This window comes from Halotia branconii CENA392 (genome assembly GCF_029953635.1).
GTDB lineage: Bacteria > Cyanobacteriota > Cyanobacteriia > Cyanobacteriales > Nostocaceae > Halotia > Halotia branconii.
Genome location: NZ_CP124543.1, coordinates 4,358,306 through 4,375,014, shown reverse-complemented (window position 1 = coordinate 4,375,014; position 16,709 = coordinate 4,358,306). Strand labels below are relative to the sequence as shown.

Genomic DNA, 16,709 nt, shown 5'->3' with positions numbered 1-16,709 from the left:
TCTGGGTGCTGTCTCTACAGCCTTAATGTATCACTTCATTGCTCATTACTTCGGCTAAACTAACTATTTATTGAATTTGGTGATTTTATGACCTGGAAACGCCGTCAATTTTTATTTTTAGCTAGCATCAGCGCTCTTGGTACAGGATTTTTAACCCGGACGTTAGCTCATCAAAGTACTCAAAATACTAACATTAGTGACTTAGCGATCGCTGCTAACCCTGCAAAAAAAGATTTGCTATTGCGTTTTGTATCTGTGGCAGATACCGGGACTGGTGCTAAAGGGCAGTATGCTGTCGCTGGGGCGATGAATTTTTATCACCAGCAAAACCCTTATGATTTAGTAGTTTTAGCTGGAGATAATATTTACAATAATGGCGAAATTGAGAAAGTTAACGCAGTTTTCGAGCGACCCTACAAATATTTACTCAAGCAAGGTGTCAAATTTCAAGCTTGTTTAGGTAATCACGATATTCGTACCGCTAACGGTAATCCACAAGTTCAATATGCTGGCTTTAATATGAATGGACGGCGTTACTATACATTTCGCCGCGACCAAGTACAGTTTTTTGCCTTAGATACTAACAGTAATGCTGATTGGGAAAATCAATTAATTTGGTTTGAAAAAGAATTAAGCCGTAGTAATGCCGATTGGAAAGTAGTGTTTGGTCATCATCCGATTTATTCATCAGGTCATTATGGCAATAATCCAGATTTTATTAAAATCTTTACTCCTTTATTTCAAAAATACAATGTTCAACTTTATATTAATGGACACGAACACAGTTATGAACGGACTCGCGCTATTAATGGTACAACCTATTTAATTTGTGGTGCAGGTGCAGGTAATCGTCCCGTAGGGCGTTCTGAATGGACGGAATATTCTACAAGCAATTTAAGTTTTGCAACCTACGAAGTCTATCCCGATAGAATTGAAGTTAAAGCAATTGGCACTGACAAACGCATTTTTGATCAAGGTATAATTAAAAAAATATAACGAAGTGTAATGTATTTTTCTTAGTGTCTTAGTGTCTTAGTGGTTAAAAGTCAACCACTAAGATACTAAATTAGGTAAACTTTTGGAGTCTGAATAACTTCCCCAATCTACAGCCAGTCTTTGTAAGCAGAGATTTCGTTCACACTAATTTCAAAGGGGCCGCCTTTACCAAATGGCGGATAAACGCGGACTTTAGCATTACTTGTAAATCTCTCCAGCCTATTGCCTAATTGGGGAATATTGCTGACTATATGCCAGTAAGATACGAGATCAGGGCAATCAATTACTAGCATGAGAGTCGCATTATTTGTAGTAAGATACCATTGACAATTAGACAATAGTACTTGTGTAATGCGATCGCAAGCTTGATAAAAGCATCTACCTATAGATTGTTCTAGTTCTAGATGCAGCATTCCATCCTGTTTTGTCACCTCATTTGGCGGTAAATCATCGGGAGGAAGCATGGGTAGTTTGGACATAATTCCTTACCTCTTGGTTATAGCGCTGCAAACTTTCTAGGTTTTTTTGCAGAGTTAAAGCTGAAGGTTTGAGCGCTAGTGTACCTATATTTAATTCGTCTTGAAATTTTTTGATTTTGTTACGACAAGTAACTACATCACCAATGATTGAATTTTCAATCAAATAGTCTTCGTCGAAACAAATATTAGTGCGGTCAAAGGGTTTTTGTTGGGGATTCAAGTTATTTTGGATGACTTGAGTGGAGTTGGCTTTCATTTTCTGGCTAAATTTGCGAATGAAAGGCATTGCTTCACTGACTGCCTCATCGGATGTTTTGCCAACATAAAAAAAGCGTGCCAATACCAGCTTTTCGGAGCCGCTAGAATTGAAGGCGCGATATTTGGTTACCGTCTGCTTTAATCTTTCCAAAGAAAACGGTGGCCCTCCCATTAAAGCGAAGGAATTTTGAGCAGCAAATTCGATGCCTTCATCACCACCAGTAGCAACATAAACTGGAATTTGTGATTGTAATGGTTTAGGGTAAATCGTCAGGCGATCGCATTGATAGTGTTGCCCATTAAATGATACATCAGTTTCATATAAAAGCTTCTGAATCAAGGCGATCGCCTCTAGCATTTTGGCGCGAGATTCACCCATTGATGTGGCAAAATGCTTGTTCTGTTGTGGAAAAGGCCCTCCTTTAGCAACCCCAAATAATAATCTGCCATTGCACAGGTTATCTAGAGTAGCAATATCCTCGGCTACCCGAATTGGGTTATGGAAGGGCAGTAAAACCGCTGCTGTACCTAATTGGATAGTTGAGGTCAATCCTGCCAAGTGTGCCATCAACACCAACATGGATGGACTGAGATTAGATTCACTAAAATGATGCTCACTCACCCAAGCTTCCGCAAAGCCTAAGCTTTCTGCTTGTTTTACCAGTGCAACTTGTTCAAAGATGGCGCGGTGAGCATCCTGGTAATGATTGTCGTAATTGCAAAAAAGTCCAGTTTTCATTGTTTACTTCGCATTGGCAATTATTGCCCACCTTAAGGTTTCAAAGGCTGCGAGATCCCTAATTGAAGAAGTCGGGGATCTAACCACCATTAAGCCACCCACTGCAACTCTAACCATAAGCGTGGATTGTTGTGCTTGAGTTTTGACATTGGGTCGTGTAGCAATCGCCTTGCGTTCATACAAACTACTTGAACCAGTCCCATATTATCTGCCAGTTCTCGCAGTATTTCTTTTTGAGCTTGCACAAAAGGCAGCATTTCTTCAGAGCAATAAATCCCTATATATTGCAAACGTCTAGCAGGTCGTCCCCAGAAGCAGGTGATGACTTTCAAATAACACCCGTCTAGCAATTCCCCAACTTTTGGGTAATAGTGATTGACGACTCTGATGAATTCTTTAGCTAGGATATCTTCAGCAATCATTTCAACTGATATTTCTGTAGCGTTCATCACGCTATTTAATATAACACATATTTGTCAAATTTAGATGACATTTTACCCTGTATATCCTAAATATAAGATTAAATATAACATAAAAAATGAGGTGTTATCTTATTTTTTAACACCTCATGTCAGCATAAAAATTTAAATATCAAATTCAAAACTTTATGCTTTAAATAATATGAACTTTTAATTTTAATTGTTATTATCGGGACTTGCGTTCTGCAACTAAGACTTCGGCCACCATCTCTGGTACTTCTATAAAGTCTAAAAATCCCTCTGAACTACGAATAGGTGAAGTAAATGTATAGTTTGGGTCACACATTCCGGTATCGTAGACTTGAATAAACCATCTATCTGGAAACCCTTCTACACCTAGTTCCACAATGTACCAACTCTCACCAACTAAACGAGAGTCCAAGACTGTAAACCACTCTCTATGATCTTCTGAGATGTTCCAGTCTGCCATGAGAAACTCTAATGCTATTTGTCCAGCGTCGGTTTCGCTCAGCAACATCTTTACTCCTTATTGGCAACTTCAGGATTCACATCTTCAGGATTTGGAACTTCAGGATATAATCCCAATTGTTTAGCTAGTTCACGTCCTATAAAGAATAAAAACTGGGCTCCATCTTGATTACCTTGATGTGCAAATGTAGTTGCTACTTGTAATACTGTTTGTACAAAATCAGCATCAATTAATTCTGGTTGAGATTCTAAAACTTCTGGCTCTTGACCATTGGGACATTTAAGTAATTGGTCAATTAAATCGAAATACTGGACTTGGCGTTCTTCTGTCATGGTAAATTTATGATTTGGAATAAGTGAAATTTTGCTTGGTTATTGTTCAATACCTTGCTGCCATAGCCTCTCTAACATTTCAATTTGTTCTTGTAAAACAGCAGCACGATAAACAAGATACCTATCGTAAACAATGATTCCTAACTCTACAAAAATTGGAGTTAGCAAGACAAACCATTGTAAGATAGCAACAAGTTTATATTGTTCAATAGCAGTCATCACTTGGTTTATAGTATTGCGCTCAGAAAGTTGGATATTAGGCTGAAATTGAGATGAATTTGTACTAACTATCTGAGGAGATAAAGTAGTATTACCTTTAAATTCACAGGCTAATTGTTGTGTTTTAACTAGCTCTATATGTCGTTCCCAAACTACACTCAATACTACTAATCCTGGAGAAAGCACTGCTAAAGTAACCAGACAAACTGTGATAACGTTGATAAATTTGACTTTCATCTTTGCTTCCTTTGCTAGGTAGTATGCACCTAGAAAAGAGTTGTCAGTTATTAGTTGTTAGCTGTTCTTTGCTACTGACTACTGACCACTGAACAATTAACAAATTTTCCACAAACACTATAATTATCAACTCAGAACTAACGCACTCAAACCCTGAAAATTTTTCGTTCTCTTAGCAACAAAAAAAAGGAGGGTTAAGAAGTCCCCCCTTGTTCACTGAACAAAAGCCCAGGAATTTCGGGGGGTAGAGGGGAATCTCTGCGTAAATCCTATAAAATTTATAGCAGTCGTCCTTCTGGCTCGAAGTTGAGCTTGGTAGATCAGAATTATTAAATTTATTAAAGTTGTACTCAAATCTCCTAACCCTTAACTGACAAGTCTTATAAAAACTATTAGGGGTATAGGTGCTGGTATTTTTGAGGAAGGGTACTAGTATTGATGAGGAGGGGTTCTAGTATTTTTGCACTCAATGTCAAAGCTATGTGGGTTGAAGATAAAGGGCTGTTTTAACTTCAAATAATTGACATTAAAACTTGTACTCAAGCAAAGAGATTACATGGTGATGAGTATACACTAATAATATAGAAAAAAACATTAAGATGTTTCCCAAAATGAAGCTGTTGATACTAAATATAGAAATCCGGTTTGATTTAGTGAAATTACTTGCGTGGGCGGGGAACTCTTAACAGGAAACAGGAAACAAGGATCTTTGAGGTGTACTGAATTTTTTCAAAAATCAAATTATGAGTCCTATATTAAAATTCTTAGATTTGCAGTGAATTTCAGCAATTTAGAATTTTCAAACCCTATTATGGGTAAATACAAGACAGTCTTAAACGCTAATTAGTGAGAAAATTTGATCAAATTCCTGTTTATACCTAGTGATTTTGTGCTTTATTGAGATTACAGGGTATACACATTCGCTAAGACTCGACAGCAAATTAAATATATACAAGTTAATTGTTATAGGTAAATAATCTGCTCTAGAATTTGCATCTTAGGAGTTAATTAATGAAAATTGCTAAAGACGTAACAGAACTTATTGGTAGAACTCCCTTAGTTCAGTTAAATAAGATTCCCCAAGCTGAAGGAGTAGAAGCCAGGATAGTTGTCAAACTAGAAGGCATGAATCCGGCTGCTTCAGTCAAAGACCGAATTGGGATTAGTATGGTGCTTTCGGCAGAAGCAGAAGGTTTGATTGAGCCAGGTAAAACAATTTTAGTCGAACCAACTTCTGGTAATACAGGTATCGCCTTAGCGATGGTAGCAGCGGCACGTGGCTATCGTTTGATTTTGACAATGCCAGAGACGATGAGCCAAGAACGTAGAGCGATGCTGAGAGCCTACGGTGCTAGTTTAGAGTTAACACCAGGGCTTGAGGGAATGCGGGGAGCAATTCGCAAAGCAGAGGAAATTGTCGCTAACACTTCTAATGCCTTAATGCTGCAACAGTTCCGCAATCCAGCTAATCCCAAAGTTCACCGAGAAACCACCGCAGAAGAAATTTGGGCAGATACAGATGGTGAAGTGGATATTGTTATCGCTGGGGTAGGTACTGGCGGGACAATTACTGGAATTGCCGAAGTCCTTAAACAACGTAAGCAAAGTATTCAAGCGATCGCAGTTGAACCCAGCAACAGTCCAGTTCTCTCTGGTGGTGAAGCCGGGCCGCATAAAATTCAAGGCATTGGCGCTGGATTTGTCCCGGATGTTCTGCGCTTGGAATTAATCGATGAAGTGATTCGAGTTAGCGATGAGCAATCAATGGCTTATGGACGGCGTTTAGCCAAAGAAGAAGGATTGTTATCTGGAATATCTTCTGGTGCTGCTTTGTGTGCTGCCATCCAAGTAGGTAAACGTCCAGAAAATGCCGGAAAGCTAATCGTGATGATTCAGCCTTCCTTTGGCGAACGTTATCTTAGCACCCCAATGTTTCAAGACTTGTCTTTAGAAACTGCTGGTATCCGTTAAAAAGATTAGAAAACAAGGGAGGAACGATAATATACTCCCTTGTTAGCTTACGTCTTAGTACTGTTTGTTTAGGCGGTTGCCATTGCCATTTGTCGGCAAGAATCGGCACAACGACGACACATATCAGCACAGGCTTTCATTTGAGCATCATCGCCCATGCGATCGCAGTTTTCTGCACATCGTTGACATAGTTCTGCACAAACGCCACAGGTACGAGCGTGTAAATCAGAACCTCGCAGCATAAAATTAGCGCTGGTGTTGCAAATTTCAGCGCAATCAAGCATTAGCTGAATGTGAGCGAGTTCTGCGTGACGACCACCTTTTTGGAGGCAGTAGGTGACTGTATTCAAGCAGATACTATGACAGTCCAAGCAGTTTTGAATGCACTGCTGCATCTCCCGGTTAACTTGGTTTAAGGTGAGTTGCTCGATGGCCATTTTGCACCTTCTTTAATTTTTTAAGTTTACCTAGAGGTGTGATAACCTCTGGACTCACCTTAAAAGCTTAAAGACACCATTACGTCTGACTAATGGTAGAAAGAGTTAGGACTTACGCAAAACTAACGCAATTTCGTCATTACGAGCGATAGCGACGTAATCGCAAAAATCCTGCGATTGCTTCCCTACACTTCGTTTCGGTCGCAATGACGATTTGGGCTTGCGTAAGTCCTGAGAGTATTTCTAACTATTGGATAGGAGAAATTTTATCGAACTCCTAAGAAATAAATTTTGCATCCGAGACTGAAGCCTATACGCAACGAGCCTTTTGTTTCTTTCGCCCTTCCCGCCGGTGCGCCTTCGTTGGAGACTCACGTAAGTTTAGGTGCTGAAGATTGTTGTACTAGTTAATGCCGATCGCGTTACCGTTTTAGGTTACTGATCGCATTGCCCAATTTTTAGCCATTTCTGCGTTGCTATTGACTAATTTACCCTTCTTCTTGCCAGTTTAGGTGTTACTACTGAATAATAGTAACTAATAGGAAACCTGCCCTGGCGATTAGAAATCGTGGCTATACAAGCAAAACCCGCAAAGCGGGTTGAAAAACTCTAATTTTTGCTTAGTCCGCGAAGGCGGACTAAGATTCGCCTAAAGCTTTGGTAAAAGCTAATTAAATAAAGAATTATTTAAATAATTAAATTTATGTCAGCAGAAAATTCCACCCCAGATGCCATCTGGATTATTACTGAAGAAGTGGCTGAAACCTCAAATACAACTACTGAAACAGTCACAGATAGTGTAACCAGAAGCATTGGAGCCAGAAGCAGTGGCGATATAGGAGGAAGAATCGGCGGAATTGAAACCAAGGAAGAAATAGTTGTCAGCCAAAAAAAAGGCGAACTAGTAATTACTAGACGCAAAGTAGAGGTAACTAAAATCAAGCAAGAAATGAAGGGATTTCTGCAAGCAATGCGGGAAATGCTTGATGAAGCAGAAGAACCCAATTCCAAAATGCAGTTAGATGAGGTTGAGCTTTCAGTAGAAATTAATGGCGAAGGACAAGTTAGTCTGTTTGGGATTGGTAGTGGTAAAGCCGGCGGCAAAGGAGCAATGACTTTTAAATTCAAGCGGAAATAATCGGTGTTGATGTATGGGTAGGAATTGGGCGATCGCTATCGGGATTAATCGCTATGAAAATTTGCGATCGCTAAACTTTGCCAAGCGAGATGCATCTGTCATGGCGACTTGGTTTCAACAAGAAGCTAGATTTGAGCAGGTTTTTTTATTTACTGATGATTCTCCCTCAATTGCAGTCAATCCGCCAATTCCCACTCAACCTACTTTTGGTCATTTGCGGCGATTTTTACGCGCACAGTTTGAGAATACTTTATTAAAACCAGAAGATAATTTATGGTTTTTCTTTGCCGGTCATGGCAATCGCTATCAAGATAAAGATTATTTAATGTTCTCAGATAGTGACCCAGGAGATATAGAACATACTGCTATCTCTGTTGATTATGTTACCCAAAGATTGCGTCGCAGTGGTGCTGATAATGTAGTGTTGTTTTTGGATGCTTGCAGAGATGAAAGTAGCCGTTCTGGATTGGGAATTGGCGAGCAAAGACATCAGGGAGTGATTACATTTTATTCTTGCACAGCTAACCAAAAATCTTGGGAAATTGAGGAATTACAACATGGTGCTTTTACATATTCACTATTAGAAGCATTGCGACTACAAGGTGAGGCTAATTGTGCCACAGTAGAGCGTTTGGCGCAATATTTAAGTTATCAAGTTCCCGCTATTAATACTCGCTATGGAAAGGAAACACAAAATCCTTACTGGCAAGCAGAACCGCCTTATAAAATGTATTTTATTTTATTAGAGCAAACTGCCACACTTAGAGATGTTGAGCCATTAAAATATCAAGCTTCGCAAGCTGAAAACCGAGGCGATTTATCGTTAGCAAAACAATTATGGGTAAGAGTTTTAGCTGTATCTCGTGGTGATTGGGATGCAATTGAAGCGATTGAAAGGATTGCGGTGCGTCAGCGAGGAAGTTTTGAACCTATAATTTCAATTTCTGAGCCTGAGACTTCTTCAAAGGGAGGTAGATCAGTAAGTTCTGAGCAAGTTGAACAGCCACTTCTGGCACAAAAGCAAGCAGAATATGAGATTTTACAACAGATACAGCAAGCAGAATATGGACAGAAGTTGCTATATTACCAAGAAGAATTTCTGAAAACAATTGAAGCTGGAATTTCTTTTGATAGTTATAATTCCCGACAAAAATTAAAGAAGATTCAACGTACTCTTAAACTAAGAATAGCGGAAACAGTAGCAATAGAGGCTAAATTTGCATTACTAGTAGAAGTCATAGCAATAGAGGCTAGATTGGCATCACTAGCAGAAACTATTAAATCTTCAATTCAGCAGCCAATTCCCACTCAACCGACTCAAGAGCGAATAACCCGACAAAAGTTTTTGAAGTGGGCTGGCTTGGGAAGTGCAGGTTTAGTAACAGCCGTAGTAGGTCGTGAAATTTTTAAGGGTCTATTGCCAATCTCTGTAGCAAAACCCAAATACATACTTTCAAAAGAGAAGGTATTTGGATTACCTTTGTGGACGGTTGAGTTTGAAACGGTAACGGTAGATGAAAAGGGAGAAGTAATTAAACGATATCCTAACAAGCAAGCTAAGTTCTTTAAGGAGAATTTGGGTAATGGTGTAACTCTAGAAATGGTTTCTATTCCTAGTGGTTCTTTTAAGATGGGTTCACCATCAGGGGAGAAAAGTAGAACTTCAGATGAAAGTCCGCAGCACGATGTCAATGTGCCTGCTTTTTTTATGGGCAGGTTTGAAGTTACCCAAGAACAGTATCAAAAAGTGATGAGTAAAAATCCATCCAACTTCAAGGGAAAGAAACGCCCTGTAGAGCAAGTGTCTTGGAATGATGCAATAGAATTTTGCAAAAAGCTTAGTGATAAGACTGGGCGTAAATATCGTTTACCTAGTGAAGCAGAATGGGAATACGCCTGTCGTGCAGGAACAAAAACACCATTTCACTTCGGGGAAACGATTACAACTGAGTTAGCTAACTACAATGGGGATTACATTTACGCTTCTGAGCCAAAGGGCAATAAACGCGGAGAAACAATAGAGGTAGAAAGTTTTCCACCCAACGGCTTTGGATTATACGATATGCACGGGAACGTTTGGGAGTGGTGTCAAGATACTCGGCATGACAGCTACGAAAAAGCGCCTGGAAATGGAAGTGCATGGATAGATAGTAATTCTTATTCTCGTCTGCTGCGGGGCGGCTCCTGGAGTAGCAATCCTTCTAACTGCCGTTCCGGGTCTCGCTTCAATGGTAGCCGCGACAACTATTACTACTATTGTGGTTTTCGTGTTGTTTGTACCGCTGGGAGGATTCTTTAGTAGCCCTTTATACTTTCGCCCTTTTCCCCTCTACCCTTCTTTCTTTTTCCCTTCTTAAGGGTAGCGAAGCGGAATGATCAAATTTTTTTGAAAAAACAGAGTATAAACTTCAGTTTGTGCGTAAGTCCTGTAGCTGAAAAGATTCAGGGTTGAAAGCGAATATGTTGAAGCGATCGCACTTGAGCAATAATTTCAAAGTCGTGATCGTTGTGAATCAAAAGTAAATTATTCTCCAATGCAGCTTGAGCAATACAGCAATCAATCGGACTGCGAACGGTTAGCCCTTGGCGGCGCAGGTCGTAGTAAATGCGAGCAGCCAACTGCCAGGAATGAGGTGTGGGTTCGATATAATCTTGTGTTTCAAGATAAGTAGAAAGGATAGTCCATTCTTGCTCGTTCAGGCTACCTTGAAGCAGTTCAAGCTGAGTAAATCGGGTAAGGAAAATCTGGCGATCGGCAATTAGGATTTCAAGCTGCGGGCGTACTTGACCAATGCGATCGCGGAAGACGCTGATCCAAACAGATGTATCAATCAGCAGCATCACGAGTTTCGCGCAGGGCTTTATGGTTAAAGTCCGGGGTGAACTGGATTTTTCCGGCAAGGTCAAGAAGGTTTTTCTTCCTACGCAAACGGATAAATTCTTGCAAAGCAAGGTTTAGCAGTTCTTCTTGAGTGGTGAGGTTGGTAAGTTGGAGAGCTTCGTTAAGAAGGGCTTCATCCAGGTTGAGAGTGATTTGCACAGGCTGACTATTGGAGAACTCGTTTTAAGGACAATGTGTTCTTTTGCATATTATACGCGTGCAGCACGTTTAGCTTTGCGTGCTTGTAATTTTTCCCAAGCGGCTTTGTACTCTGGTTTTGGTGTCAATGTGGCAACATCAGCTAAACGCTCTTTGTTACGTTCTTCCCAATACTGACGAATTTCTTGGGCTTGTTGCAGTACAGTTTGATACTCTGCTTCTACTTCGGCACGATGGATTTCAATGTAAGCCATTGCTGCATTGAATTGCTCATCGGTAATGTAGAAATAATTGCGAATTAAATGGGGTGCATAACCTTTATGAATATAGTCCATCAACTGATACAAAGTGATGCGTGTACCTATGATGGTCAGTCCGCGTTCTGTACGAATAATAGCCGTTTCATGCTGCATAGTTATACACCGGAACTTCAGTGAAGTAATCTGGCTCTTGCCCAGTCAGTATAATTTGCTGTAAATGCTCTACTGTTGAGGGTGCAAAAAACTGTTCTCCTGTTTCTTCGTTGACGCGAGCAGGCACATTCTTAATTACAAAAACTTGCCCATTGAGTTGGAGTGTATAAGTCACCAGTTTTTCAATTAAAACTTCTTGCTCATGACTCGTCATCATTGTTTCTCCTTTTTGTAAAATCATCATTCCATTGACGTGGATCGGGTTCGTATAAAGTAATAATTTTTATTAAAGGACGATCAGGATAACTGCATTGAATGTGGATGGGGCGTTGGTTTTGGGTCAAACCACTAATAAGGCAACTTGGGCTATATTTATCATTTGGATAATCTTCGATAACTTGCCCATTGGCGATCGCTTCTCTAATTTCTTGAACTTTAACTTGCCGCAAAATTAATTGGTCAACGGCGTGCTTGGAAGATTCAAATTGTTCATCACAAATTTTCTGACGGATTTTTTCGATCAGCAAACTCATGGAAATAAAGTGATGCGTGTACCTGCGTTCCCCGCAGGGGTTGCCAAAGGCATCGCTAGTCCGCGTTCTGTATGAATAATAGCTGATTGGTCATTATTTCCATATTAAGCCACACAAAACCGTCCCTGACCGACTTGGAGAGGGACGGAACTGTTAACTGTTAACTGATTTAATAGCTACTTTTTCTCGTGTCCCTTACAACCACCTTAATGATGGTGGTGTTCATGACCATGACCATGAGAACAGTTTTGTAAATCCTGACTCATGAGGTTTTCACTTATTTCCTTGAGGGATTCATCTACAGGGTTTAAACCAATCCAAGCGTCAATTTTGTCTACTTCAAATCCTACCTCGCGGCGATCGCCTACTTGCAGTAAAGGACGGCGAATTAACATCGGATCTTTGAGCATTAACATCAAGGCGGTTTGTTCATCGATGTTTTCAGGAATAACCTCACCAGATTTTACCTTGGGAGCCGAACGATTAAACCATTCAGCTACCGGGCGATCGCCAAAAAATGAGCGCAAGCGATCGGCTGTCCAAGGTTCTGTAAGCAAGCTGTATGGTACTACTTCATGACCAGCAGCTGTGAGCAAAACTTTTTGCTTTGTACCACCTTTACAACCTGGTTTACTGTAGAAAATTACCCTTGCCATTTAACTAACTCCTAATTCTAGAGGCTCAGATCCCCGACTTCTTAAAGAAGTCGGGGATCTTGTCTGCTATAGGACTAAAAATTTTTAGCACTATGCTTAATCGTGTCAAACTCGAATCTTGCTTTCGGCTCAGTTTCGCCGTAAACATTAAATGTCACAGTTGGCTCATTACCCACTGCTTCTACACTGTGAATTGCATCGGGAGTCAGGCTAACAATATCACCTGGAGATAGAATGATTTCTCCCGTCGGTGCAATTTTTTCTGGAGATTCTGAGCTAGGGGTGCGTTGCCAAAAAGTGTTTTTTTCTTGACCTTTTAACACCGCGACGACTCCCCATGTCCCATGATTATGAATGTTTGATTGAGTTCCCGGTGCAAATGTGACTGTTTGCACCGTCAGCGGAAAACCCAATTCATCATAAAGTAGTAAAACAGAGGTTCCTGTTGTCGGAGAAGGTTCTAAATTTTGACTTCTCACCCAGTAGGAATTTACGATCAAGCGCCTTACTAACATGCGGATTTCTGGCAAACGAGTAGATTCATCTGCCACATTGTTAAGAACATCTTCTATCTCAGTTAAAAACCGATAGAGGCGATAATTCTCTCTCAATAAATCCCATGCTCTGACAGATTTACAGGCTTGATACTGACCGTTACCAGTTACTAGCCAATCCCTACCTTTCATAACTCTTAAATTCTTAGCCCTGAAGATTGGGGTAAGAGAAATACTGGTGCAGGATACATAGTTCCCAAATTATTATTGTTAGGAATAACTACCGGAGATGAGGGAAAAGTACTAGGAAGCGGATTACTAGGAAGTTCAAATGTGGAAAGAGGTTGATAGAAAGAAAAATTATTCATGACTGTTGAGGTGTTGATTGTTGAGTAGTTAATCATCATCTTCTACTGGACGAGTCAAAATATCCAGGAGGATTCCTGCTCCGAAATCATGCTGATCGCTAATTTCTTTGACTCTGGTACTTACTAGCTTCGCTTGTTTGATCGCTCCTAACTTTGCTAATACCAATCCCGAAGCAGCATAAGCATTTAAATACAGCCTGATTTGGGGTTCTTCTTGCCGTTTCACTAATATGGGTTGAAGGTGATCCCAATCATCAGGAAATTGCTCTGCTTCTTTAATTTTATCTATAACTTTGGTTGCTGTTTGTAATGCCAAAGCATAATTATTTTTATAGTAGAAAAACCTATAAGCTGCTATCAAAACATCGGTATTATCTCCAGTTTTGGCTAGAGCTTGTTGAATATATTTTTCAGATTCTGATGTATTTTCCCAAGTTTGTGCTGCTAATATCAGCAACTTTTTGATATCTTCCGAAACCTCAAACCATGAGAATCGATTGGCATCAACTTCTTGCATAATCATCTCCTATGGGAGGCAGGGGAGCAGAGGAGCAGGGGAAGCAGGGGAGGCAGGGGAGGCAGGGGAAGCAGGGGAAGCAGGGGAAGCAGGAGAAAGAGTTAATTTTTCTTCATCCCCCTTGCACCCCGCACCCTGCCCCAATTCCTCTTTTCCATGCCCAACTTAAAACAATGCCAAAATGTACACCAAAGTAAACAAAACAATCCAGATAATGTCTACAAAGTGCCAGTAAATTTCTGCCATTTCCACAACAGTATGATTGCTGGCAGAATAGCTATCAGGACGACGCGATCGCCATAAGACACTCAACATCCATAACAGTCCCACAAAAACGTGCAAACCGTGGAACCCAGTCATGATATAAAAGCAGTTGGCAAAGACGTTGGTAGTCAGACCATATCCTAAAGTTGCGTACTCATAGACCTGACCCAGCAAGAAAGTTGCACCCATGATGGCGGTAATTGCGTACCATCTCTGCATTCCTTTGAGATCATTCTTTTTAATCGCCACAACACCGAAATGCATGACGAAACTACTAGACACTAGAATGATGGTGTTAATTGTTGGTACGAATAACTCTACCTCAGTTGCTTCTGGAGGCCAAACCGCTGTAATTCCGCGAAAGAACAAAAAAGTGGCAAAAAAACCGCCAAACATCAAAGATTCAGAAGCAAGGAAAGTTAACAATCCCCAAATTCTTAAATCTGGATGATGTTCTTCGTGATGTTCGTTTGTTGTCGCTATGGTCATAGATTTATCAACAATATTTGCGCTGTGTTTGTTGTGGAAGCTTGAATAAAGGATGAAGTTGGAAGCGATAAAATTTGCATTCCTCATCCAAAATTCTTATTTAATTCCAATACCATTCATGTAGACGTAATTTATCGTGTCTGATAAGACTCGGAGTTTTGAGTTCCAAGCTTGAAGTTTCAAGTTCTAATCTCGGAGCTTTGAGTTCCAAGCTTGGAGTTTTGAGTTCTGATCTCGGAGCTTTGAGTTCCAAGCTTGGAGTTTTGAGTTCTGATCTCGGAGTTTCAAGTTCCAAGCTTGGAGTTTTGAGTTCTGATCTCGGAGTTTCGAGTTCTGATCTCGGAGTTTCGAGTTCTCAAATCAAATGACTATAAGATCGGGCTTCGACTACGCTCAGCCCTCGACGCTCAGTTCTCGACGCTCAGCCTCTAAGCGCTAGCTTCTGGCGTTGCAGAGGGCTGTACTTCATTACTCAGATCATGGCCATAGTCGTAAGGACCATGAGTCACAACGGGTAACACTTCCCAGTTTTCGATCGCAGGTGGTGAGCTGGTTGTCCATTCTAAGGACAAAGCTTGCCAAGGATTATCACCCGCTAGTTTGCCTTTGCTCCAACTGTAGATAATGTTGATCGCAAAAGGAATTACTGATATCCCCAAAACAAATGCACCAATGGTACAAAGTTGATTGAGGTCAACAAATTGGGGGTCATACATAGCAACGCGTCGGGGCATTCCTTGTAAACCCAATTCGTGCATCGGTAAGAAGGTCAAGTTAGTGCCAATGAAGGTGAGGACAAAGTGAATGCGACCCCAGGTTTCATTGAGCATTCTGCCGGTAATTTTGGGGAACCAGTGATAAATACCGGCATAAATGCCAAACACGGAACCACCAAAGAGAACGTAATGGAAATGTCCTACTACATAATAGGTGTCATGTACGTGAACATCAAAAGGGGCTGTTCCCATCGTTACACCGCTTAAGCCACCCATCACAAACATAGACAACAAGCCAATGGCGAATAGCATAGCGCTGGTGAAACGGATTTTACCACCCCAAAGGGTAGCAACCCAGCCGAAAATTTTCACGCCAGTAGGCACGGCGACAATCAAAGTCGAGATGGTGAAGAACATCCGCATCCAACCGGGTGTACCACTGGTAAACATGTGGTGTACCCAGACGAATAAACCAACAACGCAGATAGCCAAACTTGAATAGGCGATCGCTTTATAACCAAAAATTGGTTTGCGGGCGTGAACGGGAATCACTTCGGACATAATGCCGAAGATGGGCAGAATCATCAAATATACTGCCGGGTGAGAATAGAACCAGAATAAATGTTGGTAAATAACAACGTTACCGCCTGCATCTGGTTTAAAAAAGGAAGTTCCGAAGTTGAGGTCAAATAACAACAGAACTAAACCTGCTGCTAAAACGGGTGTAGATAACAGCGCCAAAACTGAAGTTGCGAGAATTGCCCAACAAAATAAAGGCAACTGATCCCATTTCATGCTGGGAACTTTCATCATCAAGATGGTGACGACAAAGTTTAGCGAACCCAAAATTGAAGAAGTTCCCACCAAAACGATCGCTAGTATCCACATTGTCTGAGCAATGGGCGCTGTCACTAAACTCAGTGGTGGGTAAGCTGTCCAACCAGATTGGGAACCACCAAAGAGAAAACTACCCAATATTAATGCGCCCGCAGGTGGGTTTAACCAAAAGGCGATCGCATTTAGTTTGGGAAAAGCCATATCTCTAGCACCGACCATCAACGGTACTAGGTAGTTACCAAATCCCCCAATCGCACTCGGAACAATCCATAAAAAGATCATGATCGTCCCGTGATTGGTCATGAAAGCGTTATACAAGTTGGGGTCTAGCAAGTCAGCTTCTGGTGTAGCTAATTCGGCACGGATAGCAACAGCCATCAGTCCACCGATGAGATAGAACACAAACGCCGTCACCAGATATTGAATGCCGATGACCTTATGGTCAACATTAAATGTAAAGTAGTCGTACCATTTCCACGCTTGGGGATGGGAGCTATGTGCAGCTGCTGAAGTTTGAGGTTTATTTCCTTCGGGTGGCGTATTCCGTGGAAATTCTGTTTGTGTCATAATTTTTTCCTTTGTTAGTTGTCAGTTGTCAGCGATGCACTGAGTTTCGACTGCGCTCAACTACCGCGTAGTCGAAGTGTTGTTAGTTGTTTTTGATCTG

Annotated in this window: 22 protein-coding genes; 4 read left to right on the top strand and 18 right to left on the bottom strand. The window is 40.9% G+C overall.

What is annotated here, in order from left to right; genetic code table 11:
- Positions 1–87: 87 nt before the first annotated feature.
- Positions 88–996 (top strand): metallophosphoesterase family protein, encoded by a 909-nt coding sequence (locus QI031_RS19265; RefSeq protein WP_281481265.1) that lies wholly within the window; start codon positions 88–90, stop codon positions 994–996.
- A 107-nt stretch (positions 997–1,103) separates the two neighbouring features.
- On the opposite strand, the gene QI031_RS19260 is transcribed toward QI031_RS19265, so the two are convergent.
- The 6 genes from QI031_RS19260 to QI031_RS19235 all read right to left on the bottom strand — a co-directional run bounded on the left by QI031_RS19260 (position 1,104) and on the right by QI031_RS19235 (position 4,169).
- The gene (locus tag QI031_RS19260) at positions 1,104–1,475 is read right to left on the bottom strand and encodes a hypothetical protein (RefSeq protein WP_281481264.1); all 372 of its coding nucleotides are present in this window, start codon (positions 1,473–1,475) and stop codon (positions 1,104–1,106) included.
- Entirely contained in the window at positions 1,444–2,472 is a 1,029-nt protein-coding gene (locus QI031_RS19255) for an LLM class flavin-dependent oxidoreductase (RefSeq protein ID WP_281481263.1), read from the bottom strand. Before QI031_RS19255 ends, QI031_RS19260 begins: the two co-directional genes overlap by 32 nt.
- An 89-nt stretch (positions 2,473–2,561) precedes the next feature.
- Positions 2,562–2,921, bottom strand: coding sequence for a hypothetical protein (locus QI031_RS19250; protein ID WP_281481262.1), 360 nt, complete (start codon positions 2,919–2,921; stop codon positions 2,562–2,564).
- A gap of 196 nt (positions 2,922–3,117) precedes the next feature.
- On the bottom strand, positions 3,118–3,429 hold the full coding sequence (locus QI031_RS19245) for a hypothetical protein (RefSeq protein WP_281481261.1): 312 nt from the start codon (positions 3,427–3,429) through the stop codon (positions 3,118–3,120).
- 2 nt (positions 3,430–3,431) lie between these two features.
- Positions 3,432–3,713: a hypothetical protein gene (locus QI031_RS19240; RefSeq protein WP_281481260.1), complete on the bottom strand. Its 282-nt coding sequence runs from the start codon at positions 3,711–3,713 to the stop codon at positions 3,432–3,434.
- A 39-nt stretch (positions 3,714–3,752) separates the two neighbouring features.
- The gene (locus QI031_RS19235) at positions 3,753–4,169 is read right to left on the bottom strand and encodes a hypothetical protein (RefSeq protein WP_281481259.1); all 417 of its coding nucleotides are present in this window, start codon (positions 4,167–4,169) and stop codon (positions 3,753–3,755) included.
- A gap of 1,011 nt (positions 4,170–5,180) precedes the next feature.
- On the opposite strand from QI031_RS19235, the gene cysK reads away from it, so the two are divergent.
- Entirely contained in the window at positions 5,181–6,140 is a 960-nt protein-coding gene (gene cysK, locus QI031_RS19230; RefSeq protein ID WP_281481258.1) for a cysteine synthase A, read from the top strand.
- 68 nt (positions 6,141–6,208) lie between these two features.
- Here cysK and QI031_RS19225 read toward each other — a convergent pair whose 3' ends face one another.
- Positions 6,209–6,577 (bottom strand): four-helix bundle copper-binding protein, encoded by a 369-nt coding sequence (locus tag QI031_RS19225; RefSeq protein ID WP_281481257.1) that lies wholly within the window; start codon positions 6,575–6,577, stop codon positions 6,209–6,211.
- Positions 6,578–7,280: 703 nt separating this feature from the next.
- On the opposite strand from QI031_RS19225, the gene QI031_RS19220 reads away from it, so the two are divergent.
- Together QI031_RS19220 and QI031_RS19215 are read left to right on the top strand one after the other, a co-directional pair.
- On the top strand, positions 7,281–7,715 hold the full coding sequence (locus QI031_RS19220) for a Pepco domain-containing protein (protein WP_281481256.1): 435 nt from the start codon (positions 7,281–7,283) through the stop codon (positions 7,713–7,715).
- A gap of 13 nt (positions 7,716–7,728) precedes the next feature.
- Positions 7,729–10,014, top strand: a complete 2,286-nt coding sequence (locus tag QI031_RS19215; protein WP_281481255.1) for an SUMF1/EgtB/PvdO family nonheme iron enzyme — start codon at positions 7,729–7,731, stop codon at positions 10,012–10,014.
- 143 nt (positions 10,015–10,157) lie between these two features.
- On the opposite strand, the gene vapC is transcribed toward QI031_RS19215, so the two are convergent.
- The 11 genes from vapC to ctaD form a co-directional block, all read right to left on the bottom strand.
- Positions 10,158–10,556 carry a type II toxin-antitoxin system VapC family toxin gene (gene vapC, locus QI031_RS19210; protein WP_281481254.1) on the bottom strand — a complete coding sequence of 133 codons (399 nt, stop codon included), beginning with the start codon at positions 10,554–10,556 and terminating at the stop codon, positions 10,158–10,160.
- Positions 10,543–10,755: a type II toxin-antitoxin system VapB family antitoxin gene (locus QI031_RS19205; protein ID WP_281481253.1), complete on the bottom strand. Its 213-nt coding sequence runs from the start codon at positions 10,753–10,755 to the stop codon at positions 10,543–10,545. The genes vapC and QI031_RS19205 overlap by 14 nt, the downstream gene beginning before the upstream one ends.
- Before the next feature lie 50 nt (positions 10,756–10,805).
- Complete coding sequence (locus QI031_RS19200) at positions 10,806–11,168, bottom strand: DUF433 domain-containing protein (protein WP_281481252.1); 363 nt, start codon at positions 11,166–11,168, stop codon at positions 10,806–10,808.
- Positions 11,158–11,385 (bottom strand): hypothetical protein, encoded by a 228-nt coding sequence (locus QI031_RS19195; protein ID WP_281481251.1) that lies wholly within the window; start codon positions 11,383–11,385, stop codon positions 11,158–11,160. Before QI031_RS19195 ends, QI031_RS19200 begins: the two co-directional genes overlap by 11 nt.
- Positions 11,369–11,701 (bottom strand): DUF4258 domain-containing protein, encoded by a 333-nt coding sequence (locus tag QI031_RS19190; RefSeq protein WP_281481250.1) that lies wholly within the window; start codon positions 11,699–11,701, stop codon positions 11,369–11,371. The genes QI031_RS19195 and QI031_RS19190 overlap by 17 nt, the downstream gene beginning before the upstream one ends.
- Positions 11,702–11,907: 206 nt before the next feature.
- Positions 11,908–12,357 (bottom strand): ArsC/Spx/MgsR family protein, encoded by a 450-nt coding sequence (locus QI031_RS19185; RefSeq protein ID WP_281481249.1) that lies wholly within the window; start codon positions 12,355–12,357, stop codon positions 11,908–11,910.
- Between the two features lie 74 nt (positions 12,358–12,431).
- The gene (locus QI031_RS19180) at positions 12,432–13,043 is read right to left on the bottom strand and encodes a cysteine dioxygenase family protein (RefSeq protein ID WP_281481248.1); all 612 of its coding nucleotides are present in this window, start codon (positions 13,041–13,043) and stop codon (positions 12,432–12,434) included.
- A 5-nt stretch (positions 13,044–13,048) separates the two neighbouring features.
- Entirely contained in the window at positions 13,049–13,258 is a 210-nt protein-coding gene (locus QI031_RS19175; protein ID WP_281481247.1) for a hypothetical protein, read from the bottom strand.
- On the bottom strand, positions 13,248–13,736 hold the full coding sequence (locus QI031_RS19170; RefSeq protein ID WP_281481246.1) for a hypothetical protein: 489 nt from the start codon (positions 13,734–13,736) through the stop codon (positions 13,248–13,250). Before QI031_RS19170 ends, QI031_RS19175 begins: the two co-directional genes overlap by 11 nt.
- A gap of 165 nt (positions 13,737–13,901) precedes the next feature.
- The gene (locus tag QI031_RS19165; protein ID WP_281481245.1) at positions 13,902–14,489 is read right to left on the bottom strand and encodes a cytochrome c oxidase subunit 3; all 588 of its coding nucleotides are present in this window, start codon (positions 14,487–14,489) and stop codon (positions 13,902–13,904) included.
- Between the two features lie 428 nt (positions 14,490–14,917).
- Positions 14,918–16,609, bottom strand: a complete 1,692-nt coding sequence (gene ctaD / locus QI031_RS19160) for a cytochrome c oxidase subunit I (protein WP_281481244.1) — start codon at positions 16,607–16,609, stop codon at positions 14,918–14,920.
- Positions 16,610–16,709 lie beyond the last annotated feature (100 nt).

Excerpts from the sequence above, each read along its gene's own strand:
- QI031_RS19240 (WP_281481260.1), bottom strand. The coding sequence starts at position 3,713 with ATGACAGAAGAACGCCAAGTCCAGTATTTCGATTTAATTGACCAATTA.
- QI031_RS19185 (WP_281481249.1), bottom strand. The coding sequence starts at position 12,357 with ATGGCAAGGGTAATTTTCTACAGTAAACCAGGTTGTAAAGGTGGTACA.
- QI031_RS19250 (WP_281481262.1), bottom strand. The coding sequence starts at position 2,921 with ATGAACGCTACAGAAATATCAGTTGAAATGATTGCTGAAGATATCCTA.
- ctaD (WP_281481244.1), bottom strand. The coding sequence starts at position 16,609 with ATGACACAAACAGAATTTCCACGGAATACGCCACCCGAAGGAAATAAA.
- QI031_RS19165 (WP_281481245.1), bottom strand. The coding sequence starts at position 14,489 with ATGACCATAGCGACAACAAACGAACATCACGAAGAACATCATCCAGAT.
- QI031_RS19190 (WP_281481250.1), bottom strand. The coding sequence starts at position 11,701 with ATGAGTTTGCTGATCGAAAAAATCCGTCAGAAAATTTGTGATGAACAA.
- QI031_RS19265 (WP_281481265.1), top strand. The coding sequence starts at position 88 with ATGACCTGGAAACGCCGTCAATTTTTATTTTTAGCTAGCATCAGCGCT.
- QI031_RS19180 (WP_281481248.1), bottom strand. The coding sequence starts at position 13,043 with ATGAAAGGTAGGGATTGGCTAGTAACTGGTAACGGTCAGTATCAAGCC.
- QI031_RS19170 (WP_281481246.1), bottom strand. The coding sequence starts at position 13,736 with ATGCAAGAAGTTGATGCCAATCGATTCTCATGGTTTGAGGTTTCGGAA.
- QI031_RS19225 (WP_281481257.1), bottom strand. The coding sequence starts at position 6,577 with ATGGCCATCGAGCAACTCACCTTAAACCAAGTTAACCGGGAGATGCAG.
- cysK (WP_281481258.1), top strand. The coding sequence starts at position 5,181 with ATGAAAATTGCTAAAGACGTAACAGAACTTATTGGTAGAACTCCCTTA.
- QI031_RS19220 (WP_281481256.1), top strand. The coding sequence starts at position 7,281 with ATGTCAGCAGAAAATTCCACCCCAGATGCCATCTGGATTATTACTGAA.
- QI031_RS19260 (WP_281481264.1), bottom strand. The coding sequence starts at position 1,475 with ATGTCCAAACTACCCATGCTTCCTCCCGATGATTTACCGCCAAATGAG.
- QI031_RS19215 (WP_281481255.1), top strand. The coding sequence starts at position 7,729 with ATGGGTAGGAATTGGGCGATCGCTATCGGGATTAATCGCTATGAAAAT.
- QI031_RS19175 (WP_281481247.1), bottom strand. The coding sequence starts at position 13,258 with ATGATGATTAACTACTCAACAATCAACACCTCAACAGTCATGAATAAT.
- QI031_RS19245 (WP_281481261.1), bottom strand. The coding sequence starts at position 3,429 with ATGTTGCTGAGCGAAACCGACGCTGGACAAATAGCATTAGAGTTTCTC.
- vapC (WP_281481254.1), bottom strand. The coding sequence starts at position 10,556 with ATGCTGCTGATTGATACATCTGTTTGGATCAGCGTCTTCCGCGATCGC.
- QI031_RS19200 (WP_281481252.1), bottom strand. The coding sequence starts at position 11,168 with ATGCAGCATGAAACGGCTATTATTCGTACAGAACGCGGACTGACCATC.
- QI031_RS19235 (WP_281481259.1), bottom strand. The coding sequence starts at position 4,169 with ATGAAAGTCAAATTTATCAACGTTATCACAGTTTGTCTGGTTACTTTA.
- QI031_RS19195 (WP_281481251.1), bottom strand. The coding sequence starts at position 11,385 with ATGATGACGAGTCATGAGCAAGAAGTTTTAATTGAAAAACTGGTGACT.
- QI031_RS19255 (WP_281481263.1), bottom strand. The coding sequence starts at position 2,472 with ATGAAAACTGGACTTTTTTGCAATTACGACAATCATTACCAGGATGCT.